General features: G+C 74.6%; 20 protein-coding genes and 1 pseudogene. 4 read left to right on the top strand and 17 right to left on the bottom strand.

The window, feature by feature from the left end; translation table 11 throughout:
- Positions 1–70 precede the first annotated feature (70 nt).
- From ACIRST_RS27060 to ACIRST_RS27035, 6 genes are all read right to left on the bottom strand, one after another.
- Complete coding sequence (locus ACIRST_RS27060) at positions 71–745, bottom strand: hypothetical protein (RefSeq protein ID WP_402804950.1); 675 nt, start codon at positions 743–745, stop codon at positions 71–73.
- Positions 742–1809, bottom strand: a complete 1068-nt coding sequence (locus tag ACIRST_RS27055) for a ParA family protein (RefSeq protein ID WP_030290161.1) — start codon at positions 1807–1809, stop codon at positions 742–744. Before ACIRST_RS27055 ends, ACIRST_RS27060 begins: the two co-directional genes overlap by 4 nt.
- A gap of 425 nt (positions 1810–2234) precedes the next feature.
- The gene (gene ald / locus ACIRST_RS27050) at positions 2235–3350 is read right to left on the bottom strand and encodes an alanine dehydrogenase (RefSeq protein WP_350523499.1); all 1116 of its coding nucleotides are present in this window, start codon (positions 3348–3350) and stop codon (positions 2235–2237) included.
- A gap of 260 nt (positions 3351–3610) precedes the next feature.
- Positions 3611–5761: a tetratricopeptide repeat protein gene (locus ACIRST_RS27045; protein ID WP_402804948.1), complete on the bottom strand. Its 2151-nt coding sequence runs from the start codon at positions 5759–5761 to the stop codon at positions 3611–3613.
- Positions 5762–6060: 299 nt separating this feature from the next.
- Positions 6061–6708, bottom strand: a complete 648-nt coding sequence (locus ACIRST_RS27040) for an NUDIX hydrolase (protein WP_350523501.1) — start codon at positions 6706–6708, stop codon at positions 6061–6063.
- 106 nt (positions 6709–6814) lie between these two features.
- On the bottom strand, positions 6815–8452 hold the full coding sequence (locus ACIRST_RS27035; RefSeq protein ID WP_350523502.1) for a CTP synthase: 1638 nt from the start codon (positions 8450–8452) through the stop codon (positions 6815–6817).
- Positions 8453–9211: 759 nt separating this feature from the next.
- On the opposite strand from ACIRST_RS27035, the gene ACIRST_RS27030 reads away from it, so the two are divergent.
- Complete coding sequence (locus ACIRST_RS27030) at positions 9212–11212, top strand: glycoside hydrolase family 15 protein (protein WP_396553197.1); 2001 nt, start codon at positions 9212–9214, stop codon at positions 11210–11212.
- Between the two features lie 72 nt (positions 11213–11284).
- Here the strand turns inward: ACIRST_RS27030 and ACIRST_RS27025 are convergent, their stop codons facing one another.
- The 3 genes from ACIRST_RS27025 to ACIRST_RS27015 all read right to left on the bottom strand — a co-directional run bounded on the left by ACIRST_RS27025 (position 11285) and on the right by ACIRST_RS27015 (position 15180).
- Positions 11285–12463: a glycosyltransferase family 4 protein gene (locus ACIRST_RS27025; protein WP_402804945.1), complete on the bottom strand. Its 1179-nt coding sequence runs from the start codon at positions 12461–12463 to the stop codon at positions 11285–11287.
- A gap of 166 nt (positions 12464–12629) precedes the next feature.
- Complete coding sequence (recN, locus tag ACIRST_RS27020) at positions 12630–14387, bottom strand: DNA repair protein RecN (protein WP_350523505.1); 1758 nt, start codon at positions 14385–14387, stop codon at positions 12630–12632.
- Between the two features lie 64 nt (positions 14388–14451).
- The gene (locus ACIRST_RS27015; protein ID WP_402804943.1) at positions 14452–15180 is read right to left on the bottom strand and encodes a YitT family protein; all 729 of its coding nucleotides are present in this window, start codon (positions 15178–15180) and stop codon (positions 14452–14454) included.
- 129 nt (positions 15181–15309) lie between these two features.
- On the opposite strand from ACIRST_RS27015, the gene ACIRST_RS27010 reads away from it, so the two are divergent.
- Positions 15310–16827, top strand: a complete 1518-nt coding sequence (locus ACIRST_RS27010; protein ID WP_402804941.1) for a PLP-dependent aminotransferase family protein — start codon at positions 15310–15312, stop codon at positions 16825–16827.
- Between the two features lie 81 nt (positions 16828–16908).
- On the opposite strand, the gene ACIRST_RS27005 is transcribed toward ACIRST_RS27010, so the two are convergent.
- The 4 genes from ACIRST_RS27005 to ACIRST_RS26990 all read right to left on the bottom strand — a co-directional run bounded on the left by ACIRST_RS27005 (position 16909) and on the right by ACIRST_RS26990 (position 19883).
- Entirely contained in the window at positions 16909–17814 is a 906-nt protein-coding gene (locus ACIRST_RS27005) for an NAD kinase (RefSeq protein ID WP_350523507.1), read from the bottom strand.
- Positions 17815–17905: 91 nt separating this feature from the next.
- Positions 17906–18712 (bottom strand): TlyA family RNA methyltransferase, encoded by an 807-nt coding sequence (locus ACIRST_RS27000; protein WP_350523518.1) that lies wholly within the window; start codon positions 18710–18712, stop codon positions 17906–17908.
- Between the two features lie 36 nt (positions 18713–18748).
- Positions 18749–18973 carry a hypothetical protein gene (locus ACIRST_RS26995; RefSeq protein ID WP_402804939.1) on the bottom strand — a complete coding sequence of 75 codons (225 nt, stop codon included), beginning with the start codon at positions 18971–18973 and terminating at the stop codon, positions 18749–18751.
- Positions 18957–19883 (bottom strand): hypothetical protein, encoded by a 927-nt coding sequence (locus ACIRST_RS26990; protein ID WP_402804937.1) that lies wholly within the window; start codon positions 19881–19883, stop codon positions 18957–18959. The genes ACIRST_RS26995 and ACIRST_RS26990 overlap by 17 nt, the downstream gene beginning before the upstream one ends.
- Before the next feature lie 177 nt (positions 19884–20060).
- Here ACIRST_RS26990 and ACIRST_RS26985 point away from each other — a divergent pair, with 177 nt between their 5' ends.
- Entirely contained in the window at positions 20061–20408 is a 348-nt protein-coding gene (locus tag ACIRST_RS26985) for an SCP2 sterol-binding domain-containing protein (protein WP_350523510.1), read from the top strand.
- Between the two features lie 58 nt (positions 20409–20466).
- On the opposite strand, the gene ACIRST_RS26980 is transcribed toward ACIRST_RS26985, so the two are convergent.
- Entirely contained in the window at positions 20467–21504 is a 1038-nt protein-coding gene (locus ACIRST_RS26980; protein ID WP_402804935.1) for an HAD-IIA family hydrolase, read from the bottom strand.
- A 187-nt stretch (positions 21505–21691) separates the two neighbouring features.
- Positions 21692–22306, bottom strand: a complete 615-nt coding sequence (locus ACIRST_RS26975; protein ID WP_402804933.1) for a tetratricopeptide repeat protein — start codon at positions 22304–22306, stop codon at positions 21692–21694.
- Between the two features lie 92 nt (positions 22307–22398).
- On the opposite strand from ACIRST_RS26975, the gene ACIRST_RS26970 reads away from it, so the two are divergent.
- Positions 22399–23769 carry a DUF1015 family protein gene (locus tag ACIRST_RS26970; protein WP_402804932.1) on the top strand — a complete coding sequence of 457 codons (1371 nt, stop codon included), beginning with the start codon at positions 22399–22401 and terminating at the stop codon, positions 23767–23769.
- Between the two features lie 119 nt (positions 23770–23888).
- On the opposite strand, the gene ACIRST_RS26965 is transcribed toward ACIRST_RS26970, so the two are convergent.
- Both ACIRST_RS26965 and ACIRST_RS26960 read right to left on the bottom strand, forming a co-directional pair.
- The gene (locus ACIRST_RS26965) at positions 23889–24794 is read right to left on the bottom strand and encodes a hypothetical protein (protein ID WP_402805066.1); all 906 of its coding nucleotides are present in this window, start codon (positions 24792–24794) and stop codon (positions 23889–23891) included.
- A gap of 423 nt (positions 24795–25217) precedes the next feature.
- Positions 25218–26144, bottom strand: a pseudogene (locus ACIRST_RS26960) (tetratricopeptide repeat protein); the annotation flags it as partial.
- Between the last annotated feature and the right edge of the window lie 387 nt (positions 26145–26531).

The following is a 26531-nucleotide window of genomic DNA, read 5'->3' as shown; positions in this document are numbered from 1 at the left end:
CTCCGGCCGACCTGCCGGCCCTACCGCACCGCGCCGCCCGCCCTACCGCCCGCCCTACCTCCCGCGCGTCCTACCGGCCGCGCAGGCGCCGGACCAGGATGGAGGCCTCGCCCCGCTGCTCCAGGTCCGCCAGGACGACCGCGATGGCCTCCCGCACGATCCGTCCGCGGTCCACGGCCAGGCCGTGCTCACCGCGCAGCACCAGCCGGGTGTGCTCCAGATCCATGAGCTCCTCGGCGGACACGTACACGGTGATCTTCTCGTCGTGCCGCTCGCGCCCGCTGGGTCGGCGCGGCGCGCGGCCGCGCGGCCGTGCGCGCCCGGCGGCACCGGCCTGCTCCTCGGCGGTTCCCGCGTGCGCCCGGGCCGCCGGAGCGGCGGCGGCGCCTCGGCCACCCGGCACGGTCGTGCCGACCGCCTGGGTACCCGGCGCGACCTGGGCCCCGCCCGGCCGCTGGACGGGCGGCTGCGCGGGCGCCGGTACGACGCCGGACGCCTGCTGCTCCGGCGTCAGCTGCCGGTCGCTCCGGGAGCCCTGGGCACCCTGGTGACCCTGAGCCCCTTGGGGCCCCGGGACGCCCTGGGCACCCTGTGCGGACTCGGCGCCCTCGGCGCCGTCCGAGCCGTTGACGGTCCGCGCGGTCTCCGGTCTGGATGCCTCGGCGGCCGGACGCGACGCGAGGGACGGCGACAGCGCCATCCCGCCGGTGGTCCGGAACAGCTCGTCGGCACCCGGGAGACTCACTCGGCGGGGCGGCACCGGTCGAGCACCTCCCTGGCGAGCTGGCGGTAGGCGGCGGCACCGACCGAGTTGGTGGCGTACGTGGTGATGGGCTCGCCGGCGACGGTGGTCTCCGGGAACCGCACGGTCCGCCCGATGACGGTGTGGAAGACGTGCTCGCCGAACGCCTCGACGACCCGCGCCAGCACCTCGCGGCTGTGCACGGTGCGCGAGTCGTACATGGTCGCGAGGATGCCGTCCAGGCGCAGCTCGGGGTTGAGCCGCTCGCACACCTTCTCGATGGTCTCGGTCAGCAGCGCGACACCGCGCAGCGCGAAGAACTCGCACTCCAGCGGAACGATCACGCTGTGAGCGGCCGTCAGTGCATTGACCGTCAGCAGGCCCAGCGAGGGCTGGCAGTCGATGATGACGTAGTCGTAGTCGGGCAGCAGCGGCTTCAGGGCGCGCGCCAGCGCGGACTCCCGGGCCACCTCGCTGACCAGCTGCACCTCGGCGGCGGAGAGGTCGATGTTGGACGGCAGCAGGTCCATGCCCGGGACCGCGGTCTTCAGCAGCACCTCATCGGCCGTCAGGCCCCGCTCCATGAGCAGGTTGTAGACGGTGACGTCGAGCTCCATCGGGTTGACGCCGAGGCCGACCGAGAGCGCGCCCTGCGGGTCGAAGTCGACGAGCAGCACCCGGCGGCCGTACTCGGCCAGTGCCGCGCCCAGGTTGATGGTCGACGTGGTCTTGCCGACGCCGCCCTTCTGGTTGCACATGGCGATGATCTGGGCGGGGCCGTGCTCGGCGACCGGCGCGGGGATCGGGAAGTACGGCAGCGGGCGGCCGGTCGGGCCGACCCGCTCGCGGCGCTGGCGCGCGGCGTCGGGGGCCAGCGTGGCGGCGTACTCCGGGTCCGGCTCGTACTCGGCGTCCGGGTCGTCGTAGGCGCCGTAGGCGAACTCTCCGTAGGCCAGGCCGTAGGCCGCCAAGTCGGTGTCGTGATCGGTCACCGTGGTCACCTGTGCTGTGTTCTGGCGTGCTTCGAAGGTGCGGAGTGCGACCGAGCCGACCTCGGCCGAACCCACGGAGGGCTGCCGGGCCCCGGGCTCCACACTCGGCTGGCCGGCGGTGTGCTCCGCCAGTCCTGGCTGACCACCCCCGGGAGCAATTGTCGACTCATTCACAAGTCGTCTTACCTCCTTGGGCATCCAGGACTCTATGTCGATTCGTCAGCGTGGCAGCATGCCGACGGTTTGCGACTCTAGGCCGTTCAAGGCGTTCGCAGCAACACAATCCACGGTAGTGGGCAGGATGTGTCGACTATCAGGCGGGCTGCTGTCAAGGGATGAGTGGGTCATCGACCCCGACGTTTCTGCGGGCGGGTGACACGACCGACAGAAATTGACGACAGAGCGACCTATCCGGTCAATCGGCCGTTCACGGGCATGGTGAAGCCCCCGACCCGAAGGGATCGGGTCGGGGGCGAACGACCGCCGTGCGGTCAGGGGGTTCAGGCGAGCACGCTCTCCAGGGAGACCGACTCCAGGCCGAAGGCCTCGGCCACGGCCGGGAAGGTGATCTGGCCCTCGTGCACGTTCAGGCCCTTGGCGAGCGCCGGGTCACGGCGCAGCGCCTCCTTCCACCCGCGGTTCGCCAGCTCGATGACGTACGGCAGCGTGGCGTTGGTCAGCGCGTAGGTGGAGGTGTTCGGGACGGCGCCCGGCATGTTGGCCACGCAGTAGAAGACCGAGTTGTGGACCTGGAAGGTCGGGTCGTCGTGCGTGGTCGGGTGCGAGTCCTCGAAGCAGCCGCCCTGGTCGATGGCGATGTCGACGAGCACGGAGCCCGGCTTCATGCGGGAGACCAGCTCGTTGGTGACGAGCTTCGGGGCCTTGGCGCCCGGGATCAGCACGGCACCGATGACCAGGTCGGCGTCGAGGACGGCCTTCTCCAGCTCGAAGGAGTTGGACATGATGGCCTTGATCTTCGTGCCGAAGATGCGGTCGGCCTCGCGCAGCTTGTTGATGTCGCGGTCCAGCAGGGTCACGTCGTAGCCCATGCCGATGGCGATGGTGGCCGCGTGCCAGCCGGAGACGCCACCGCCGATGACGACGGCCTTGGCCGGGTGGGTGCCGGGCACGCCACCGGGCAGCACGCCGCGGCCGCCGGCCGGACGCATCAGGTGGTACGAGCCGACCTGCGGGGCCAGGCGGCCCGCGACCTCGGACATCGGGGCGAGCAGCGGCAGCGCACCGTTGCCGAGCTGCACGGTCTCGTACGCGATGGCGGTGGTGCCGGAGGCGATCAGGGCGTCGGTGCCGGAGCGGTCGGCCGCCAGGTGCAGGTACGTGAAGACGGTCTGGCCCTTGCGCAGCCGGTGGTACTCGGAGGCGATGGGCTCCTTGACCTTCAGCAGCAGGTCGGCGGTGGCCCACACCTCGTCGGCGGTGGGGAGGATGGTGGCGCCGGCGGCCACGTACTCCTCGTTCGGGATCGAGGAGCCGAGACCGGCGTTGTCCTCGATGTAGACCTCGTGTCCGTTGCGGACCAGCTCATGCACGCCGGCGGGCGTGATGGCCACGCGGTACTCGTGGTTCTTGACCTCGCGGGGGATGCCGACCTTCACGACTGAACACGTCCTCTTGCCATGGGGGTCCCGACCGGAGAAGACCGGTGGGCGACGCGCACGTGGGGAAGCCTCCGGGCAGCCCGGGGCGGGGATCGCTGCGCGACTAGGTCCGAGTGTAATGAAGCCCAGTCGGCGTGTCAGCCTTCCAAAGTGAATAATTTTCCCGCACGCATTGGCAGGTTCGTAGGCTTCCCCTGCGACTTACCTACCAAAGACGTCCCAACCGGGCATCTTCGACAATACCTCTGAAACGCCCTTCACCACCCGGCGTCGACGCGTTCCCGCAGGTCCGCGAGGGCCGCCCCGACGGCTTCCCTTGCGTGTTCGTCGCCCAGCCGGCGCAGCACGGCGAGGGCCGCCCGGTACTCGCGGTCCGCCTCGTCGAAACGGCGCTGGGCGGTGTGCGCCTCGGCCACCCGCGCAAGCAGCCGGGCCTCGGCCGCGTGGTCCCCGAGCGACTGGCGCAGCCCGAGCGCCCGGCCGTACCAGTCGGCGGCGCGCACCGCGTCGCCGAGCGCCCGGTGGCAGCCGGCCGCGCCCTCCAGGGCGCGCGCGCAGAGCGGTTCGTCGTCGGCCTTCCGGGCGTACTCCAGGGCGGCCCGGTAGTGCGCGGCCGCCTGCTCCCAGCGGCCGGCCGCGACCTGCAGGTCACCGAGGTTGAGCAGGGCGGCCGAGGCCCGGCGGGGCCGGCCGTTGCGCTCGGCGACGGTCAGCACCAGTTCGTGCAGCCGGTAGAGGTCCGCGGGCGCGGGGGCGCCGGTCAGCGGCAGTGCCCGCAGCAGCGCGGTGACCAGCCGCCCGGCCGAGCCGTCCAGGTCGCCCTGGCCGATCGCGTCGGCCACCGCGCCGAGCAGCAGCTCCCGCTCGCCGAGCAGCCACTCACGGGCGTGCTCGGGCGAGTGCAGCCGCAGCGCGGTCGGCAGCGGGTCGGGGGCGGGGCCGCCCTCGGGGTCGAGCAGCGCACGGGCCGACTCGGTGAGCCGGACCAGCCGCTCCAGCAGCCGGGCCCGGGCGAGTTCGGTCTCGGCGGGCCGGTCCTCCTGCTCGCGGAGCCGGACCAGCCGGGGGTAGAGGCGCCCGGGCACCCGGTAGCGCGGGGTGCCGTCGGCGGCCGGCGCCTCCGCGCCGAGCAGCTCCCGCTCGGCCAGCGCGGTCAGGGTCGCGGCCGCGTCCGGCACCGGGCAGCCGACCAGGGCGGAGGCGGTGCGCGGGTCGGCGGTCTGCGCCGGGGCCAGGGTGAGGGTGCGCAGCATCCGCGCCTGGGTGGCCGGCAGCCCGCGGTACAGCAGCGTGAACGCGCCGAGCAGCGGGTCGTTGTCGGGGACGGGCACCGGCTCGGCCGGCTCCGGGCCGGGCTTCACCCAGGCCGCCCGGTCGCCCGCCGACCCGACACCGGGAGCAGCCGCCCCGGCACCGGGAGCGACCCCGCCCTCCTCTTTCTTCTTTGGCGCGTTCCCCGACGCGTTCCCCGACCCGATCCCCGACCCGATCCCCGACCCGTTCGCCGACCCGTTCCGTGACGCGTCCTTGCGTGCGTCCTTCCGGGCGTTCGCCGACGGCTTCGCCTGCTCCGCCCCCGCCTTCACCGCGTCGTCCGCGGCGCCCTTGGCCCCCGGGGTCGTCCCCGTCTCCTCGCCCACCACCCGGGTGAGCTCGCGCGCCGCGTCGGTGACCGCGGTCTTCGCGTTCCCCCGCAGCCACCCCGCCATCAGCCGCAACGCGGCCGGCCGGGCGGCACAGGCCTCGGCCAGGTCGGCCGCGCCGACCGGGTCGCAGGAGACCCGGGTGCCGCCGACCAGGTCGGCCAGCAGTTCGCCGGAGGCCGTCCGGTCCAGCCCGCCGAGGATCACCGGATCGATGTCCTCGATCCCGGTGAGCGGCCCCGCGGTGGTGGCCAGCACCAGGCAGCCGGGCTCGTCGGCGAGCAGCGGCCACACCTGTCCGGCGTCCCGCACGTCGTCCAGCACGAGCAGCACCCGCAGTCCCGCCAGCGCCTCGCGCAGCGCGACGCAGCCGGGCTCGTCCCGTCCGTCCTCGACCACCCCGGGCAGCGGCACGGCCGATTCCGGGTCGAGCTGCTCCAGCAGCAGTCGGGCGGCCCGAGCGGGCGGGACCCGTCCGCCGTCGGGGGCGGAGAGCCGGGCGAACAGCACGCCGTCCGGGTAGTCGGCGGCGACGGTGCGGGCGAAGCGTGCGGCCAGCGCGGTCCGCCCGGAGCCGGGGCGCCCGGCCAGGACCAGGACCGGGCAGCGGCCGCTCACCGGACGGGTGGCGGCCGCCCGCAGCGCGGCGAGCTCGGCGCGCCGGCCGACGAAGAGCGTGGGCCCGGCCGGGAGTCGGTCCAGGCCTGGGACGGCCCCGGCGGGCACGTCGGGGCCGGGGTCCGTCGTCGCCGTCTTCCTCGCCACCCGTGCCACTCCCGACGTCATCCCGCGCTCGGCATCCGGAGCTGGGCATCCGGCGCTCGGCATCCGGACGGGGTGCCCGGTGCTCAGCGGAGGCGGCCCGGGACGGGCGCCCTGTCTGCGAAGCGTAGTTCGACCGTCCGGCTGAGCCGAGGTGACCGGTCGTACGAACCGGCGAATCACCCGGGCGAATCAACCGGGCGGTTCGCCGGAAGGTGCGCGGGGTGGTTCGCCATCAGGTGCGCCATCGGGTTCACCGGACGGTTCGCCCGGCGGTTCACCGGATCCGCCGGGAGGTTCGCTCACGCCTCGAAGGGCCGGGCCGGCCAGGGCGAGTCCGCCGGGCGCAGCGCGTCCAGCCCGTCCGGGCCGGTGAGCGCGGCGTGCACGGCGAGGGTGCCGGTGATCAGGGTCGGGTTGTGCAGCTGTCCGGCCTGGATCAGCCCGATCAGTTCCGGCACGGGCACCCAGGCGACCTCGATCTCCTGCTCCTCGCCCTCGGCGGCGTAGCGCTCGCCCTCGGCCGCCGCCAGATCGGTGGCCAGGAACATCCGCAGCGCCTCGTCGGTGCCGCCCGGCGAGGTGTAGTAGTCGGCGAGGATCCGCCAGGTGCCGGCCTTGCAGTGGGCCTCCTCGTACAGCTCGCGCTGCGCGGCGTGCCAGGGGTTCTCGCCGGGGACGTCGAGCAGGCCGGCCGGCAGCTCCCAGAGCCGCTGGCGCACGGGGTGGCGGTACTGGCGCAGGACCAGCACCCGCTGCTCCCCGTCCAGGGCGAGGACGGAGACCGAGCCGGGGTGGGTCTGGTAGTCGCGGCGGGCCCAGCTGCCGTCGGGCATCCGGACCTCCTCGCTGCGCACGCCGGTGACCTTGCCCTGGAACGGCGTCCCGCTCGCCCGGACCTCCCACTCCTCGGCCACGTCGGCGATCACCGGGTCGCTGTGCTCGTCCATCGCTCTCCCCTTTTCGTCAGTACGACACAATCTAACGCCGGACGGCGGCCCCGCGGGAATCGCGGGGCCGCCGTCCGGTGAACGACCGAGGCCGGTGAGAGGAAAACTACGCGGAGGCCGCGGTCTTGATCTCGATGGCGGCCTTGACCAGGCCCGCGAACAGCGGGTGCGGGCGGGTCGGGCGGGACTTCAGCTCCGGGTGGGCCTGGGTGGCCACCAGGTAGGGGTGCACCTCGCGCGGGTACTCGACGTACTCGACCAGGTCGCCCTTCGGGGAGAGGCCGGAGAACTGCAGGCCGGTCTTCTCCAGGTCCGCGCGGTAGGCGTTGTTGACCTCGTAGCGGTGGCGGTGGCGCTCCTCGACGTACTGCTCGCCGCCGTAGACCTCGCGGACGATCGAGCCCTCGGCGAGCTTGGCCGGGTAGAGGCCCAGGCGCATGGTGCCGCCCAGGTCGCCCTTGCCGTCGACGATGGCCAGCTGCTCGGCCATGGTGGAGATGACCGGGTGCTTGGCGGCGGCGTCGAACTCGGTGGAGTTGGCCTCGGGCAGGCCGGCCAGGCTGCGGGCCGCCTCGATGACCACGCACTGCAGGCCCAGGCACAGGCCGAGCAGCGGGACCTTGTTCTCTCGGGCGAAGGTGATGGCGCCGACCTTGCCGTTGACGCCGCGGTCGCCGAAGCCGCCGGGGATGCAGATCGCGTCCACGTCGCCCAGCTGCTCGCGGGCGCCCTCGGGCGTCTCGCAGTCGTCCGAGGTGACCCACTTGATCTCGACCCGGGCGTTGTTGGCGAAGCCGCCGGCGCGCAGGGCCTCGGTCACCGACAGGTAGGCGTCGGGCAGGTCGATGTACTTGCCGACCAGGGCGACCTTGACGATGTGCTGCGGCTCGTGGACGCGGCGCAGCAGGTCGTCCCAGGTGGTCCAGTCCACGTCGCGGAACGGCAGGTCCAGGCGGCGCACCACGTAGGCGTCCAGGCCCTCGCCGTGCAGCACCTTCGGGATGTCGTAGATCGACTTGGCGTCGATGGCCGCGACCACGGCCTCCTCGTCCACGTCGCACATCAGCGAGATCTTGCGCTTGATGGCCTGCGGCACCTCGCGGTCGGCGCGCAGCACGATGGCGTCCGGCTGGATGCCGATGTTGCGCAGCGCGGCGACGGAGTGCTGGGTGGGCTTGGTCTTGAGCTCGCCCGAGGGGCCGATGTACGGCAGCAGGGAGACGTGCACGAAGAACACGTTGTCCCGGCCGACCTCGTGGCGGACCTGGCGGACGGCCTCCAGGAACGGCAGCGACTCGATGTCGCCGACGGTGCCGCCGACCTCGGTGATCACGACGTCGACGTCCTCGGTCGCCATCCGGCGGATCCGGGACTTGATCTCGTTGGTGATGTGCGGGATGACCTGGACGGTGTCGCCCAGGTACTCGCCGCGGCGCTCCTTGGCGATGACGGTCGAGTACACCTGGCCGGTGGTGACGTTCGCCGAACCGTGCAGGTTGGTGTCCAGGAACCGCTCGTAGTGGCCGATGTCCAGGTCGGTCTCGGCGCCGTCGTCGGTGACGAACACCTCACCGTGCTGGAACGGGTTCATGGTGCCCGGGTCCACGTTGAGGTACGGGTCGAGCTTCTGCATCGTGACGCGCAGGCCGCGGGCCTTGAGCAGGGCTCCGAGGCTGGAGGCGGTGAGCCCCTTGCCGAGCGAAGAGGCGACACCCCCGGTGACGAAGAGGTGCTTGGTCGTCACGGCTCGGCCGTTCGCTGCCTTGCCGGAATGGGGCTGTGCCAAGAGGGGGCTCCCGTGGGTCGCGTGTCGAAAGTGACGTGGGCGGGAGGCTCGGGGTTCGCCGGGCGACGGTGGCGGGTGCTGGGCACCGCGCTCGAAGAGTCGCCGGTTCGGCTGGTCCGGGGCGTTTGATCCCGCCGGTCCACGGGATACCAGGGTAACAGTGACCCGACCCGGACGCCGTTCGGGCCGCGCGCACCGCACCTGGGGCGCACGCCGGGCGCACCACCGGCGCATCATCCGCCGCATGAGTCACACCGGTCGCACGACCCACCGGACCGGGCCAGCCGGCCGTATCCGTCCGGGTCATGGCGGCTCCTCCACAGGGACCACCCGGAGGTGATCCTTCCGGACCATCCTGCGCCACGCCTCCGCGATGCACGGCATTTCCGCCGAATTGCGGCGCCACACCGGGCGGCGCCCGCGTGCTTCGCCCCTTTCGTCCGTCGTAAGCTGCTCGGACGCATCGCCGACAGCACGAGCACGCGGAGGGCGTGGGAGGGTCAGGACGCTCCCGGTCCCCGATGCGCGACCGGACCTCCCCGTATTGCAGCTCCTCCCCACCCACTCCAGGGGCTCGACCGAGCCCCGCGCGGACACTCCAGCAAGGCCTGCCACCACCCCCCGGCAGACCGGACGTCCCGGGGTGGACCTCCGGCCCCGCAGACCCGCTCCCTCGTCTCGCCGATGCCCTGACCACATTGCGAACTGGAGATCCACGTGGCCGGCCGTATCGAGGACTACGCACTCATCGGGGACATGCAGACCGCCGCCCTGGTCAGCAGGGACGGGGCGGTGGACTGGCTCTGCCTGCCCCGCTTCGACTCGCCGGCCGTGTTCGCCGGCCTGCTGGGCACCGATGAACACGGCTTCTGGCGGATCGGCCCCGCCGAAGCCGTCCTGACCGAGGTCCCCGCGCCCGCCACGGCCACCGCCCCCACCACCGGGGGCCGGGTCCGCCTCGCCGACACCGCCGACCTCCGGGTGCCGCCGCCCACCGCCGCCGCCCCCGCCGTACCCGCCGACCGCCGCCGCTACCGGGGCGACTCGCTGATCCTGGAGCAGGAGTGGGACGCCCAGGGCGGCACCGTCCGGGTGATCGACTTCATGCCGCCGCGCCCGCTGGCCGGCAAGGACGCCGTCCCCCAGGTGATCCGGATCGTCGAGGGCGTGGCCGGCACCGTCCGGATGCGCTCGGCGCTGCGGATGCGCTTCTCGTACGGCCGCATCGTGCCCTGGGTGCACCGCGTCGAGCAGGCCGACGGCACCCACCGCACCGTCGCCATGGCCGGACCCGACTCCGTCTGGCTGGACGGCGTCTCGGAGACCTACGGCCGCAACCTCACCACCTACGCCGACTTCACCGTCACGGCCGGCGAGCGGATCGCCTTCGCCCTCACCTGGCAGGCCTCCCACCTGGACGCGCCCCGGACCCCGGACGCCGAGGTGATGCTCGACGCCACCGCCGACTTCTGGCACGAGTGGGCCGACCAGTGCACCTACCAGGGCCCCTACCGCGAGGCCGTGGTCCGCTCCCTGATCACCCTCAAGGGCCTCACCTACGCCCCCACCGGCGGCATCGTCGCCGCCCCCACCACCTCGCTGCCCGAGGACATCGGCGGCGAACGGAACTGGGACTACCGCTACACCTGGCTGCGCGACGCCGCGATCACCCTCTCCTCCCTGCTGCGCACCGGCTACCGCGACGAGGCCAAGGCCTGGCGCGAGTGGCTGCTGCGGGCCGTCGCCGGGGACCCGGAGAACCTGCAGATCATGTACGGCATCGCCGGCGAGCGCGAGCTCACCGAGTCCTCGCTGGACTGGCTGCCCGGCTACGAGGGCTCGCAGCCCGTCCGGGTCGGCAACGGCGCCGCCGGGCAGCTCCAACTCGACGTCTACGGCGAGGTGGTGGAGGCCCTCCACCTGGCCCACATGACCGGCCTGGTCCGCAACGACCACGCCCACCACCTGCAGCTGCGCCTGATCGAGTACCTGGAGGAGCACTGGCAGGAGCCGGACGAGGGCATCTGGGAGGTGCGCGGCCCGCGCCGGCACTTCGTCCACTCCAAGGTGATGGCCTGGGTCGCGGTCGACCGCACCATCAAGCTGCTGGAGCAGACCCCCGAGGACGCCCCCGCCGACGGCCATCTGGAGCGCTGGCGCGAGCTGCGCGAGACCATCCACCGGGACGTCTGCGAGAAGGGCTACGACCCGGAGCGCAACACCTTCACCCAGTACTACGGCGGCAAGGAGCTGGACGCCTCACTGCTGCTCATCCCCCAGGTCGGCTTCCTGCCGCCGGACGACAAGCGCGTGATCGGCACCATCGAGGCGATCCAGCGCGAACTGTCCACCGAGGACGGCTTCGTGCTGCGCTACCCGACCCACGACGAGTCGGGCAACAACGTGGACGGCCTCTCCGGCCACGAGGGCGCGTTCCTGGCCTGCTCGTTCTGGCTGGCCGACGACCTCGCCATGATCGGCCGGGTGCAGGAGGCCCGCGACCTCTTCGACCGGCTGCTGTCGCTGCGCAACGACCTGGGCCTGCTCGCCGAGGAGTGGGACCCGCGCCTCAAGCGCCAGGTCGGCAACTTCCCGCAGGCCTTCAGCCACGTCCCGCTGATCGACACCGCCCTGCGGCTGACCGCGTGCGGCGCCGCGTACCTGTCCGCCCAGCCGGACGGCCGGGCCGCCGACCGCGTCGAGCAGGCGACGGTCTGACGCACCGGAGCCGGCCCGAAGCGTGCCCTGGGCGTGCTCGGAGCCGCCTCGGGACGGGCTGGGGGCGGGGCCCTAACTGCGCTGCACCAGCTCGTCGTAGGTGCTGAGCACCTGGGCGACGGTGGCGGCCTCGTCCGGCCAGGTCTCGGCCTGCTGTCGGCCGGCCGCCACCAGCGCCTCGCGGCGGGCCGGGTCGGACAGCAGCCCGCGCACCGCGCCGCCGATCGCGGCCGGGTCGCCGGAGGGCACCAGCACGGCGGCGTCACCGACCAGTTCGGGGATGCCGCCCACGGCGGTGGCGACCACCGGCACGCCGGCCCGCATCGCCTCCTGCACCACCAGCGAGCGGGCCTCCCAGCGGCTGGGGACCACCACCAGGTCGGCGGCGGCCAGCAGGTCGGGCACGTCGGTGCGGTAGCCGAGCAGCCGCACCGGGAGCCTCTCGGCGGCCGCCCGCTCACGCAGCGGGCCCGCCTCCGGGCCGTCCCCGGCGAGCAGGACCAGCGGCTCGGGGTCCAGCGCGGCCAGCTCCCGGGTGGCGTCCAGCAGCAGCCCGAAGGCCTTCTGCGGGACGAGCCGGCCCACCGCCAGCACCAGCGGGCGGTCCGGGCCCCCGCCGAGCAGCGCAGCGCGCGCCTCGGCCCGGCCGAACCGGCCCTCGGGCATCGGCGGGGCGGCCACCGGGCCCAGCCGGGCGTCGGTGGCGCCCAGTTCGCGGGCCCGGGCGACCAGGTCGGAGGAGGCCCCGAGGACCAGGTCGGCGGCGCGCGCGACCCGGCGCTCCATCAGCCTCTGCAGCCGGCGCTCCATGCCGGTGGCCAGCAGCGCGTGGTGCGAGGTGACCACCAGCGGGGTCTCCGGGCGCAGGCCCGGGAACCGGCCGGCGGTGCGCAGCGCGAGGTCCGAGAGCAGCCCGGCGCGCAGCCCGTGGGCGTGGACCACGTCCGCGCCGGTGAAGGCCCGGCGCAGCTCGCCGATCGCGGTGGCGTCGCTGCGGGCGCCCGCGGTGGGGGTGATGTCGACGGTGTGGAACCTGGCGCCCGTGCGGGAGAAGCCGAACAGCGCGTCCGTGCCGGCCGGCGCGCAGACCGTGACGATCACCCCGTGCGCGACCAGGCCCTGGGCCAGGGAGCGCACGTGCGCACCGATGCCGCCGGTGCTGGCGGCCAGGACGAGTACCACGTGCAGCTGCCCCGGTTCCGGGGCGGCCGCGGTGGCCCGGGCGGCGGAATGGTCCACGTCGTCTCGCATCCGACTCGATCAGGTTCGCGCGCCGCTTCGCGAGGATTGCCCGCCGGGCGGCGCTCGGGGCTGGGAAGCCAGTGTCCAGCGGCCACCATGCCAGGTCGGCGGCCCTCTTGGACAGTCGGCGCCACCGGGGCGCGTCGCCGACGGTCCGCGGGGCCGCCGGCGCCGGCTACCGGTGGCGCGGGGCCCGGGCGGCGGCCAGCAGTTCCTCGGCGTGGGCACGGCCCAGCTCCGAGTCCTCCAGGCCCGCCAGCATCCGGGAGAGTTCGCGCACCCGCTCCTCGTCGTTCAGCACCTTGACCCCGCTGCGGGTCACGGTGCCGTCGTTGGTCTTCTCCACCACGAGGTGCCGGTCCGCGAACGCGGCGACCTGCGGGAGGTGGGTGACCACCACGACCTGGGCGGACTCGGCCAGCTTGGCCAGCCGGCGGCCGATCTCGACCGCGGCCTTGCCGCCGACGCCCGCGTCCACCTCGTCGAACAGGTAGGTCGGGACGGGGTCGGCGCCCGCGAAGACCACCTCGACGGCGAGCATGACCCGGGACAGCTCACCGCCGGAGGCGCCCTTGGCGATCGGGCGGGGCTGGGCGCCCGGGTGCGGGGCGAGCAGCACCTCGACCTCGTCCACGCCGTGCGGGCCGTACGCGACGGTGCGGCCGCCGACCTCGATCCCGCCGAGGTCGTCGACCTGGCTGATCGAGAAGGTCACCCGGGCGTGCGGCATGGCCAGTTCGGCGAGTTCGGCGGACACGGCCGCGGCGAAGCGCCCGGCCGCGGCCTGCCGGGCGGCCGACACCTCGGCCGCGAGCTCGGCCAGCTCGGCCCGCAGTTCGGTCTCGCGGGCGCCGAGCTCGTCGATCCGGTCGTCGTCGCCGTCGAGTTCGGCGAGCCGTACCGCCCCGGCCTCGGCCCAGGCGATCACCTCGGCGAGGGTGTTCTCCTCGCCGCCGTACTTGCGCAGCAGCTGGGCGAGCACGGCCCGGCGGTCCTCGACGGCGGCCAGGCGCACCGGGTCGGCGTCCAGGTCGTCCGCGTAGCCGGCCAGGTCGCCGGCCACGTCGGCGAGCAGGTAGCCGACCTCGTTGAGGCGGTCGGCGAGGGCGGCCAGGCGCTCGTCGTGGTGGCGCACGGCCTCCAGGGCGCGGCGGGACTGCCCGAGCAGGGTGCCCGCGTCCAGGGCCTCCGGGTCGGCCGGGTCGCCGGCCAGTGCGGCGTGCGCGAGGGCGGCGGCGGAGGACAGCGCGTCGGCGTGGCCGAGCCGCTCGGCCTCGGCCGCGAGCTCGGCGTCCTCGCCGGCCACCGGCTCGGCGGCGGCGATCTCGTCCAGGCCGAAGCGCAGCAGGTCGGCTTCCTGGGCGCGCTCGCGGGCCCGGGTGGTCAGCTCCTCCAGGGTCGCGGAGACCTCGCGCAGGGTGCGGTAGGTCTCCCGGTAGCGGGCCAGCGGCTCGGCCACCGCCTCGCCCGCGTACCGGTCCAGCGCGCCGCGTTGGCGGGCCGGGCGCAGCAGGCGCTGCTGGTCGGTCTGGCCGTGCACGGCGATCAGGTCCTCGCCGAGTTCGGCGAGCAGCCCGACCGGCACGGCCCGCCCGCCGACGTGCGCCCGGGAGCGGCCCTCGGCGGAGACGGTCCGGCTGATCAGCAGGGCTCCGTCGTCCAGTTCCGCCCCGGCCTCGACGGCCCGGGCCGCCACCGGGGAGTCGGCGGGCAGTTCCAGCCGGCCCTCGACGACGGCCCGTCCGGTGCCGTTGCGCACCAGGCCCGGGTCGGCGCGCCCGCCGAGCAGCAGGCCGAGGCTGGTGACGACCATGGTCTTGCCCGCGCCGGTCTCACCGGTCACGGCGGTGAAGCCGGGGGCCAGTTCGACCACCGCGTCGTCGATGACCCCAAGATCCCGTATCCGCATCTCGTCCAACACGGAGACGACCATACGAGGTTCCGCCCCCGGCGCGCGACGAGCGACAACGGCGCGCGGCAACTCCGTGCCCCGAAGTTCACCCCTTCCGGCGGTTTCGTGCGGGCTGTGGCCCGGGTGTGGGCGCGGTCACAGGTGCGGTGCACAGGGGCAGGAAGACCTGCACCAGGGGGCCTATGGCCAGCGCGTACGCGACCGTGCCGATCCCGGCGGTGCCGCCGAGCAGCAGGCCGACGGCCAGGACGGTCAGCTCGATGCCGGTGCGGATCAGCCGCAGCGAGCGGCCGGTGCGCCGGTGCAGGCCGGTCATCAGTCCGTCCCGCGGGCCGGGGCCGAGGCGGGCGCCGATGTAGAGGCCACTGGCCAGGCCGTTGAGCACGATCGCGCCGGCCATCACGGCGATCCGCACGGGCAGGGCCGCGAAACCGTCGATGACCCGCAGGGTGAGGTCCATCGCCGCGCCGATCACCAGCACGTTGGCGACGGTGCCCGGCCCCGGACGCTGGCGCAGCGGTATCCACAGCAGCAGCACCAGGGCGCCGCAGATCGTCACCCAGGCCCCGACCGAGAGCCCGATGCTGCGCTGCAGGCCCTGGTGGAGGACGTCCCAGGGGTCGAGGCCGAGGCCGGAGCGGAGCATCAGCGCCATGCTCGCGCCGTACAGGGCGAGGCCGGCGAACAGCTGCGGGACCCGGCGGCCCAGGCCGTGGGTGTCGCCGAGGACGCGGGCCGCGAGGCTGCTCTCCCCGGCGGGTTCTCCGGTCGTCGGTACGGGCGTGCCCGGTCGGGGCGTGGTCGACGTGGCCACTGGTGCTCCTGCGGTGGTGCTGCACCTCCGGTCCGCCCGGCGGTGGCGGCCGGTACGGCCACCCTGCCATGATGGACGAGCCAAAACGGCCCGCCCCAGGGCCAATTCCGAGCAAGTGGACTGATATCCATGGCCGACTGGCACACCACCGTCACCCCGCCCGCGCTGGCCCGGCTGCTCGCCACCGCCCGGCTCCCCGAACCGGCCACCGCCCGCCGGCCCGCCTACCGCACCCTCGCCGGGCAGATCCGGCTGCTGGTCACCGAGGGCCGGCTGCCGGTCGGCGCCCGCCTGCCCGCCGAGCGCGAGCTGGCCACCGCCCTGGAGCTGAGCCGCACCACCGTCGCCACCGCGTACGAGACGCTGCGCGGCGACGGCTACCTGCACAGCCGGCGCGGCGCGGGCAGCTGGACCGCCCTGCCCGAGGGCGCCCCGCCGCCCGGTGACGCCCTGCACCCCGTCCCGCCGGACGAGCAGGGCCGCACCCTGGACCTCGGCGTCGCCGCCCCGCCCGCCCCGCAGCCCTGGTTCGGCGCCGCCGCCGCCCGGGCCGTCGAACAGCTGCCGTACTACGCCTCCGGGCACGGCCACTACCCCACCGGCGTCCCGGTGCTGCGCGAGGCCGTCGCCCGCCGCTACACCGAGCGCGGACTGGCGACCACGCCCGACCAGATCCTGATCACCACCGGCGCGATGGGCGGCCTGCACCTGGTTCAGCGGGTGCTGGTGGGCCGCGGCGACCGGGTCGCCGTCGAGGCGCCCAGCTACGCGCACACCCTGCAGGCACTGCGGCTCTCCGGCGCCCGCCTGGTCCCGGTGCCCTTCGCGTACCGCCCGGGACCGGACGGCGGGCCGGCGCCGCGGTGGGACGCGGAGGAGTGGCAGCGGGTGCTGCGCGGCGCCGCGCCCAGGCTCGCCTACGTGATCCCGGACTTCCACAACCCGACCGGCGCGCTGATCGGCGAGGAGCAGCGCCGCGAGCTGCTGGCCGCCGCCCGGGCCGCCGGAAGCATCGTGCTGGTCGACGAGACCACCGCCGAACTCGGCTGGGGCGTACCGGAGTCCGTGCCGCTGCCGCGCCCGGTGGCGGCGCTGGACCGGTCCGCCCAGGTGGTCACCGTCGGCTCGGCCGGCAAGCTCCTGTGGGGCGGCCTGCGGATCGGCTGGGTCCGGGCCGCGCCCGCGCTGGTGCGCCGGCTGGCCGGCGAGCGGGTCTACAGCGACGTCGGCACCCCGGTGCTGGACCAGCTGATCGCCGCCGAACTGCTGGGCGACCCGCTGCCCGCCGTACGGGCGCACCAGCTGGCGCGGCTGCGGGCCACCGCGCACGCCTTCGCCGCCGCGCTGCCGGACCAGCTGCCGGACTGGAGCTTCCCGATGCCGACCGGCGGGCTCGCGCTGTGGGTCTCCACCGCCGGCCTGTCCGGCGCGGCGCTGGCGCAGGCCGGGGAGCACGGTGGGGTGCGGGTCGCCTCGGGCAACCGCTTCGGATCGGACGGCGCGTTCGAGCACCACATCCGGATCCCGCTCACCGTGCCCGCCGCGACCGTGCCGGCCGCCGTCGGCCGCCTGGCCGCGGTCGCCGCCCGCGCGGCGGCGGGCGGGCGGCTCGGCCCGACCGACGAGGCCCAGCCGCTGGCGGTCTGACGGACCGTCCGCGGCCGGGCCGGCCCCGGACCGGGGGTACGGTCCGGGGCCGGTCCGACGGTGCGGTCCGGCCGTGCGCTCCTAGTGGTGGTTCGCCCGGCCGCGCCAACCCGTCACCGGCAGCGCGAACTTGGCCACCAGCCGGTCGGTGAACGGCGCCCGGTGCAGTCTGGCCAGCCGCACCGGGGTCCGGCCCCGGCGGACCTCCACCCGTGCCCCGGCGGGCAGTTCGACCGAGCGCCGCCCGTCGCACCAGAGCACGCCGTGCGGGGTCTTCGGCTGCACCTCGACGGCCAGCACCGACTCGGGCGAGGTCACCAGCGGGCGGGCGAACAGCGCGTGCGCCGAGATCGGCACCATCAGCAGCGCCTCCACCTCGGGCCACACCACCGGCCCGCCGCCGGAGAACGCGTACGCGGTGGAGCCGGTCGGCGTGGCGCACACCACGCCGTCGCAGCCGAAGTTGGAGACCGGGCGGCCGTCCACCTCGGTCACCACCTCCAGCATCCGCTCCCGGGACGCCTTCTCGATCGAGGCCTCGTTCAACGCCCAGTCCTCGTGCACCACGTCGCCGTTGGTGCGGACGATGACGTCGATCGTCATCCGCTCCTCGACCTCGTAGTCCGCGTCGACCACCCGCTCGACCACCACGGCCAGGTCGTCCCGCTCGGCCTCGGCGAGGAAGCCCACCCGGCCCAGGTTGATCCCGAGCATCGGCAGCCCGTGCGAGCGCGCCAGCTCGGCCCCGCGCAGCAGCGTCCCGTCCCCGCCGGCCACCAGGATCAGCTCGCAGCCGTCCGCCGCCCCGGGGCCCTCGGCCACCTTCTCGACGCCGTCCGGCAGGTCCAGGTCGACCGCCTCGGCCTCCAGCAGTCTGATCCGGAGCCCGGACTTCAGCAGCCCGTGCACCAGGCCCTCGACGCTGCGCAGCGCCGCCTCCCGGCCGGTGTGCGCGATCAGGAAGACCGTACGTTCTTCATCGCTCATGCCGCTGCCCTCTCCCTCACGCCTGCCGGGTCTCTCATGGCCCCGGTGCGGCCGCCATACAGCATGACGGGCCGGACGTCCGCTGAGCACCCTACCGGGGCCCCTCCGCCACGGCCCGGTCCGCGTCCGCGGGGTCCAGCTGCGGGGCGTCCCGCCGCAGCCACAGGAAGTACTCCACGTTGCCCGACGGTCCCGGCAGGGGGCTCGCGGTGACGGCGCGCACGCCCAGCCCGAGCTCCCACGCCTGCCCGGCGACCTGGCGCACCATCTCGGCGCGCAGCTCCGGGCTGCGCACCACCCCGCCGCTGCCCAGGCGCTCCTTGCCGATCTCGAACTGCGGCTTGACCATCAGCACCAGGTCGGCGTCCTCGGCCGCGCAGGAGGCGAGCGCCGGGAGCACCAGGCCCAGCGAGATGAACGACAGGTCGCCCACCACGAGGTCCACCGGGGTGCCGCCGATGAGGTCCAGGGTCAGCTCGCGCACATTGGTGCGGTCCATCACGGTGACCCGCTCGTCGCTCTGCAGCGACCAGGCGAGCTGCCCGTACCCGACGTCCACCGCCAGCACGCGGGCCGCCCCGGCGCGCAGCAGCACGTCGGTGAACCCGCCGGTGGACGCGCCGGCGTCCAGCGCCCGGCGGCCCTCGACCACCAGGCCCTGCGGCACGAAGGCGGCGAACGCCCCGGCGAGCTTGTGGCCCCCGCGCGAGACGTAGTCGGGGTCGTTCTCGTCCTTGGCCACCACGACCGCCGCCGAGGTCTCCACCTGGGTGGCCGGCTTGGTCGCGGTGGTGCCGCCGACGGTCACCCGGCCGGCCGCGATCAGCTCGGACGCGTGCTCACGCGACCGGGCCAGCTTGCGGCGGACCAGCTCCGCGTCGAGTCGGCGTCGTGCCACTGCCACTGGTGTTTCAGCTCCTACGGGTCCCGCGGGTCATTCCTGGTCGAGCGCGGCCAGCGTGTCGGCCATCCGCTGGTGAACATCTTCGTACACCGCGACGTGCTCCTCGGCGGGGGCCCCGTCCAGAGCCTCCAACCGGGCCAGTGCGGCGTCCACCACGGGATGGCCGGTGGGCTGCAGGTCGACGCCGAGCGGCTCCGCCCCCGGCGCCGGCCCGGTGCCCCCGGGCGCTGCGGCCGGCTCACTCGTCCTGGGCATCGGGCTTCTTCACGCTGGTGGCCTTGCGGACGGTGGTCTTCCTGGTCGCCGTGCGCTTCGCCGGTGCCTTGGGCTGCGCGGCCGACTGCGCGGCGGCGGTGCCCCGCCCGGCGGAGGCGGTCTTCTTGACCGTCGTGGTCTTCTTGGCAGCCTTCGCAGCCTTCGCAGCCTTGGCGGGCTTCGCGGGCGTGGCAGCCGCCTTCTCGGCCGCGGCCTTCCCGGCCGCCGTCCCGGGCGTCGCCGTCTTCTCGGCGGCGCTGTCCCCGGCCGGGGCGGCCTTCTTCGCCGCGGCCTTCTTCACCGCCGCCTTCTTCACCGCGGCCTTCTTCGCCGCCGTCTTCCGCGCGGGAGCCTTCTGCGCCTGCTCCTTCGGCTCCGGCGGCGTCGGCGAGAACCGCGCGGCCGGCGGGACCGGCGGGTCGACCTCGACCGGCGCGTCCACCTCCACCCGTTCGGCGATTATCGGCTCCCCCGCCGACCGGCCGGACGGTTCGTCCTCGTACTCCCAGCCGCGCCCGAACAGGTCGTCCGCCCGCGGCGCCGGCACCGGTTCCTCCGAGCCGTACGCACCCTCGCCGGGCGCCGCCGGGGTCTCCTCCTCGACCTCGCGCAGCTTGCTCTCCAGGTACGCCAGCACCACGCCGACCTTGGTGACCTGGTCGCCGACCTTCTCGAAGACCTTCTCCGCCTCGTTGCGCGCCACCCCGACCGCCAGGTCGACCCCGGCCAGCCCGGCGGTGACCGCCTCCCCCGCCAGCGTCTGCAGCGTCTTCGCCGACGGCGGGAACTCCCCGCCCAGCCGGCGTTCGACCTCCGTGACGTCGACCCCGGCCTTCTCCAGCATCGAGGCGGCCGTCACGACGACCCGCTTGCCGACCTCCTCGACCACCCCGGCGGCGGTCTCCACCACTCCCCGAACCGTCCTCGGCAGCATCCGGGTGCCTCCCAATCGCCTTCGCGTCGCTCCGTCGCCCTCAGTACCCGGGCCGTTCCGGGCACCCCACGGACGACGCTACCGCCAAAACCCCGCTGAGGTACCGTGGCCCGCAGTCAGCACCGTAGCGACCGGGGGAGGGAGCCGCCGCCCATGGCCGACGTCGAGGAGTGCCGGGAGGCCCTGGAACAGCTCAGCCGGAACATGTCGCAGTCCAGCGGCAACGTCCGCAAGGCCGCGTCCCTCGACCGGTCGCTCAGCTGCCGGATCACCGACCTGGACCTGACCTTCACCGGGCGGCTGCGCGACGGCCGGATCCAGGACGTGGTCACCACGCCCGGCCCGCCCGCCGAGAAGGCCGAGATCCGGCTCACCATGAGCAGCGACGACCTGGTCGCGATGGTCGACGGCCGCCTCAACTTCGCCGCCGCCTGGGCCGGCGGCCGGGTCCGGCTGGAGGCCGGCTTCCGCGATCTGCTGCGACTGCGCACCCTTCTCTGACGCCGGCCCCGGCCCGCCCCGTTCCGCAGGAGCCGGGACCACCGGGCCCCGGCGGACCTCAGAAGCCCAGCTCGGCCAGGGCCTTCCGCCCGTCCACCGGCTCACCGTCCGCGTCCAGCGCCGCCCACGCCGCCGCGCACAGCGCCCGCAGACCGTCCCAACGGTCGCCCGACCCGGTCAGCCGCAGCGCGCCGCCCTCCACGTCCGCGACCCGGCCGCCGCACGCGAAGCCGCCGGCCTCGGCCGTCACCGCCGTGTGCGGGACCAGGAGCCCGCGCAGGTCGGCCGCCAGGTAGGTCGGCCGGTGCTCGACCGGGGCCGCCAGCAGCAGCTCGGGGGTGGTCACCCCGGTGAAGACCAGCAGGCTGTCCACCCCGCCGTTGAAGGCGCCCTCGATGTCGGTGTCCAGCCGGTCCCCGACCACCAGCGGCCGCTTCGCGCCGGTGCGCAGCACGGTCTCCCGGTGCATCGGCGGCAGCGGCTTGCCCGCCACCTCCGGCTCCACCCCGGTCGCCGCCCGCACCGCCGCGACCAGCGTGCCGTTGCCCGGCGCGATACCGCGGGCCCGCGGCACCGTCAGGTCCAGGTTGGACGCCACCCACGGCAGCCCGCTCTGCACCGCGTACGAGGCCTCCGCCAGGTCCGCCCACCCCACCGAGGGGTCGAAGCCCTGGACCACCGCGAGCGGCTCGTCGGCCAGCGAGCGGACCGCGACCAGCCCCAGGTCGGCCAGCGCCTCCTCCAGCCCGAGGCCGCCCACGACCAGCACCTTCGCCCCGGCCGGCACCTTCTCGGCGACGACCCGGGCGGCCGCCTGCGCCGAGTTGATCACGTCCGTCGGCTCGGCCGGCACGCCCAGCTCGGTCAGGTGCTCGGCCACCACCCGCGGCGGGCGGGAGGCGTTGTTGGTCACGTAGGCCAGCCGCATCCCGGCCGTCCGGGCGGCGTCCAGGGCGGACACCGCGTGCTCGATCGCCCGGGCGCCTGCGTAGACCACGCCGTCCAGGTCCAGCAGCGCCGTGTCGTAGGCCTCGGTCAGCGGCCGCTCGCTGCCGCCGGGGGCGGTCCGTCGCACGGGGGTGGCCGAATCGGTCATGGCTGCGCTACCTCATTCACTGCGTCGTCGTTCACTGCGTCGTCGATCACGTCGTACACCTCGCCGCCGCACCACGCTGTGCGACGCCGCGCCCACCGGCACCGGGCCCGTCGGGCCCCACGGTCGGCCCGGCACCCGTCGACCCGGCACTCACCGACCCGGCATCCGTCGGCCCTGCGCCCGTCGGTCAGCCGTCGGCCGGTCGGACGTCGCCCTCGGCGCCGTCGGCGCCGTCGGCGCCGTCGGCGCCGTCCGGCTCGCCCCCGGCCCGGTCCGCCTCCCCGGGCGGGGGCGCCAGGTACCCGGGAGCCCCAGGCAGCAGCGGGCCGTACGCGCCGGCCCGGGCCGCCAGCGTCGCCCGGGTCTGCCGCAGGGCCGCCCGGTAGTGGTCGGTCTCCGGCCGCATCGCCACGGCGAGCGCCAGGTGCTCGGCGGAGGTCTCGAAGTCACCCAGCCGGGCTGCCGTGACCCCCCACCCGAACTGAGCGTAGTCGTCCGACGGGTCGGCCAGCGCCACCGCCCGGAAGTTCTCCAGCGCGGCGGCGTACGAACCCGCGTCGAACTGGGCCCGGGCCAGGGCCTCCCGGATGCTGCGGGAGTGCGGCTCGGCCGCCACCGCTCTCGCCAGCAGCTGCTCGGCGGCCGCCGGATGGCCCTGCGCCAACAGTTGCGCGCCGCGGCGGAACCAGTCGTACACGTCCCCTGCGGGCTCCCCGGACCGGCTCTGCGGCGGCACCCCGCCGACCGGCCCGCCCGACCCGGTCGAACCGCCGCCGTCCACCCGTTCCTGCCCGTCGTCCATGCGGTACCTCGCCCTCGGTCGCACACCCGCCCCACGAGTCGGCACGGGTGTTCCGATCTCTCAACAACGCGTACCCGGTTACGATGCCCAGAATGAGCACACCCAGTGCAGAAGACGGAGTCGAGACTCCCGAGGGCGGCCCCGGCGATCCCGGGCACGTCGCCACCGCCGGCCTGTCCCTGTCCCCCTTCCGCGGCCTGCGCTACGTCCCCGACCGGGTCGGCGCCCTGGCCGCGGTGACGTCCCCGCCGTACGACGTGGTCGACCCGGGCCGTCGGCTCGACCTGGAGACCGCCGACCCGCACAACGTGGTCCGGCTGATCCTGCCCAGGCCCGAGCCCGAGGACGCCGGCGACCGCCCCGACCGCGACACCCGGTACCGGCACGCCGCGCGGCTGCTGGCCGCCTGGCAGCGCGAGGGGATCCTCGCCGCCGACCCGGCCCCCGCGATCTACGTGTACGAGCAACGGGTCCCCGCCACCGCCGACTCCCCCGAGCTGCTCCAGCGCGGCCTGATCGGCGCCCTCGCGGTGAGCGGCCGCGAGGCCGGCGTCGTCCTCCCCCACGAGGACGTGATGCCCCGGCCGGTCGCCGACCGGGTCGGCCTGATGCGCACCACCCGGGCCAACCTCGAACCGCTGCTGCTCACCTACCGGGGCGACGGCGGTGCCTCCGGCGTGATCGAGCGGACGGTCGAGGGCGAGCCGCTGATCTCCACCGCCACCAGCGACGGCACCCACCACCGGCTGTGGGCCGTCACGGACCGGGCCGACATCGCCGAGATCGGCCGCGACCTGGCGACCTGCCGGGCGCTGATCGCCGACGGCCACCACCGCTGGGAGATGTACCTGCGCCTCCAGCGCGAGCACCGCCACCTGCCGCGCAGCCCCTGGGACCGCGGCATGGTGCTCCTGGTCGACACCGCCCGCTACCCGCTGCGGGTCCGCGCGATCCACCGGGTGCTCTACCGGCTGCCCGTGGCCGAGGCGCTGGAGAAGCTCGGCGACCACTGGAAGGTCAAGGAGGTCCCGGGCCCGCTGCCCGCCGCGCTCCAGGCGCTCGCCGAGCAGAAGCGCCACGGCGGCAACGGCTTCGTGCTGACGGGTGGCGACGGCGTCTACTGGCTGCTCGGCGAGCCCGACGAGTCGCTGCTGGACGCCACCGTGCCGCGCGACCGGCCGGAGGAGTGGCGCCACCTGGACGCCACGGTCCTGCACTCCACCCTGCTCGACCGCACCTGGCACGTCCCCGACGGCCCGGACGACATCGGCTACCTGCACACCGCCGTCGCCGCCGAACGGGAGGCCGCGCGCACCGGCGGCACCGCCGTCCTGCTGCACCCGGTCCGGGAGAGCGTGGTGCGCCGACTAGCCGAGCAGGGCGTCACCATGCCGCGCAAGTCCACCTCCTTCGGGCCGAAGCCGGCCACCGGACTGGTGCTGCGCAACCTCACGCTGGGCTGACCCCGCGCCGGGCCGTCCCCGCGCTTCGCCGCGCGGTGCCACGGGCCCGGACGCCGTGAGGCCCTGCCGTACCCCGGGAAGTCCGGGAACGGCAGGGCCTCACGGCGTTACGCGATCGCTCAGCTCTTGGCGTCGGCCTCGTCGGCCTTGACGTCCGCGGACTCGACGTCCTTGGCACGCTCGGGCACCACGCCGTCGAAGTCCTCGTCGATTTCGAGGTCGTCCTCGTCGTAGAACTCCTCGACGTCCTCCTCGTCCTCGAAGATCACGCGGTCGTCGGCGACGTCACCGGTGCGCTTCTTCGCCGGGGCGTCGGCCTGCTCGGCCTCCTCCTCGGCCAGCTCCGGGTCGAGCGCGTCGGTGAACTCCACGCCGTCGATCTCGGCGAGCCGCTCCGAGGCGTTGGTGGTGCCGTCGGTGTCGGCCTCGGCCGCCTTGGCGAACCAGTCACGGGCCTCGTCGCCGCGGCCGGCCGCGATCAGCGCCTCGGCGTAGGCGTACCGCAGGCGCGCGGTCCACGGCTGCACGGAGCTGGAGGCCAGCTCCGGGCTCTGCAGGGTCACCACGGCGGCGTCGAACTGCTCCATGTCGCTGCGGGCACCGGCCGCCACCAGGCGCATCTCCACCTGGCCGGCCTTGTCCAGCTGCTTCACCTCGGGCTCGCCGGCCATCGCCAGCGCCCGCTCCGGACGGCCCAGACCACGCTCGCAGTCGGCCATCACCGGCCACAGGTCCGCGCGGCCGGTCATCCGACGGGCGGCGCGGAACTCGGTCAGCGCCTCGGAGTAACGCTGCGTCATGTACGAGGCGAAACCGGCCGCCTCACGGACGGCGGCCACGCGGGACGCCAGACGGAGCGCGACGCGCGAGTACTGGTAGGCCTCCTCGGCCTCGCCGTCGAGCAGGCGGGCCACCATCACCAGGTTGCGGGCGACATCGTCCGCGAGGGTCTTGGGCAGGCTCTTGAGTTCCTGGCGCACGTCCGCGTCCAGCTCGAAGCCGGTGACGTCCTCCGGGATCGGCAGGCGCTTGACGGGCTCGTAGTTGCCACGGCGGTCGTCGTAGTCCCGACGGTCCCGGTCGTCGCGGCGGTCGTCACGACGGTCGTCGCCGCCGCGGCGGTAGCCACCACCCTGGCGGTCGTCACGGCGGAAGCCACCGCGCTCGCCACCACGGTCGTCGCGGCGGAAGCCGCCACGGTCGCCACCGCGGTCGTCGCGGTCACGGCCGTACCCACCGGAGGGACGGTCGCCGCGGTCGCGGTTGAAGCCGCTCGGGCGGTCGTCCCGACGGAAACCACCGCGCTCGCCAGCGCGGTCGTCACGGTCACGGCCGTAACCGCCGGAGGGGCGGTCGTCGCGGCGGAAGCCGCCACGGTCGCCACCGCGGTCGTCACGGTCACGGTTGAAGCCGCCGGAGGGACGGTCGTCCCGACGGAAGCCGCCGGAGGGACGGTCGCCACGGTCGCGGTTGAAACCACCGCCGGCCGGACGGTCGTCGCGGCGGAAGCCGCCACGCTCGCCACCGCGGTCGTCACGGTCACGGCCGTACCCACCGGCCGGACGGTCGTCACGGCGGAAGCCGCCACGGTCGCCACCGCGGTCGTCACGGTCGCGGTTGAAGCCGCCCGACGGACGGTCGCCACGGTCGCGGTTGAAACCACCGCCGGCCGGACGGTCGTCGCGACGGAAGCCGCCGGAGGGACGGTCGCCGCGGTCGCGGTTGAAACCACCGCCGGAGGGGCGGTCGTCGCGACGGAAACCGCCACGGTCGCCACCGCGGTCGTCACGGTCACGGTTGAAGCCGCCCGACGGACGGTCGCCACGGTCGCGGTTGAAACCACCGCCAGCCGGACGGTCGTCACGGCGGAAACCGCCACGGTCGCCACCGCGGTCGTCACGGTCACGGCCGTACCCGCCGGAGGGACGGTCGTCACGACGCGGACGGTCATCGCGGTCGCGGTTGAAGCCGCTCGGGCGGTCGTCCCGACGGAAACCACCCGACGGGCGGTCGTCGCGACGGAAACCGCCACGGTCGCCACCGCGGTCGTCACGGTCACGGCCGTACCCACCGGAGGGACGGTCGTCGCGACGGAAACCGCCACGGTCGCCACCGCGGTCATCGCGGTCACGGTTGAAGCCGCCCGACGGACGGTCGCCACGGTCGCGGTTGAAACCACCGCCGGCCGGACGGTCGTCACGGCGGAAGCCGCCACGGTCGCCACCGCGGTCGTCGCGGTCACGGCCGTAACCGCCGGAGGGACGGTCGTCACGACGCGGACGGTCATCGCGGTCATCGCGACGGTAGCCACCCGGGCGGTCGTCACGGCGGTAGCCGCCGCCAGAGGGGCGGTCGTCGCGGCGGGAGGCGCCACGGTCGTTCGACCAGCCCCCACGCGACCGGGGCTCATAGCCTCGGCCGTCGTCCGATCGACGCTCGGGACGGTCCTGGGGCTGGTTCGACATCGTGGTGACTCCTTCTGCTGCTTCAGCTTCACCGCGTGGGCCGTGCGTGCAACTCCCGCTGCCGTCACGCGGTTTCGGCGCCGGCCTCCTGGCCCGCGCACCTTCTCCATTGTCCGGCATGTCAGGACCCTCCGCGTCTGGGCGGAAGTCCCGTTCTGCCGGACTTCTTCACGTTCGCAAAACACAAAAAGGCCGCGGCCCCAGCGAGTCGCGGGGGGGGCGGCCATTTAGAAATTGTGGGCGGCGCGCAACACTCACACCACGGACCCCCCGCCCAAACAACCGGGCAGGGAGGCG

Origin of the sequence: Kitasatospora sp. NPDC101447 (genome assembly GCF_044767225.1) — a bacterium.
In the GTDB taxonomy this organism is placed as follows: Bacteria; Actinomycetota; Actinomycetes; order Streptomycetales; family Streptomycetaceae; genus Kitasatospora.
This window is presented reverse-complemented; position numbering and strand designations above follow the sequence as displayed.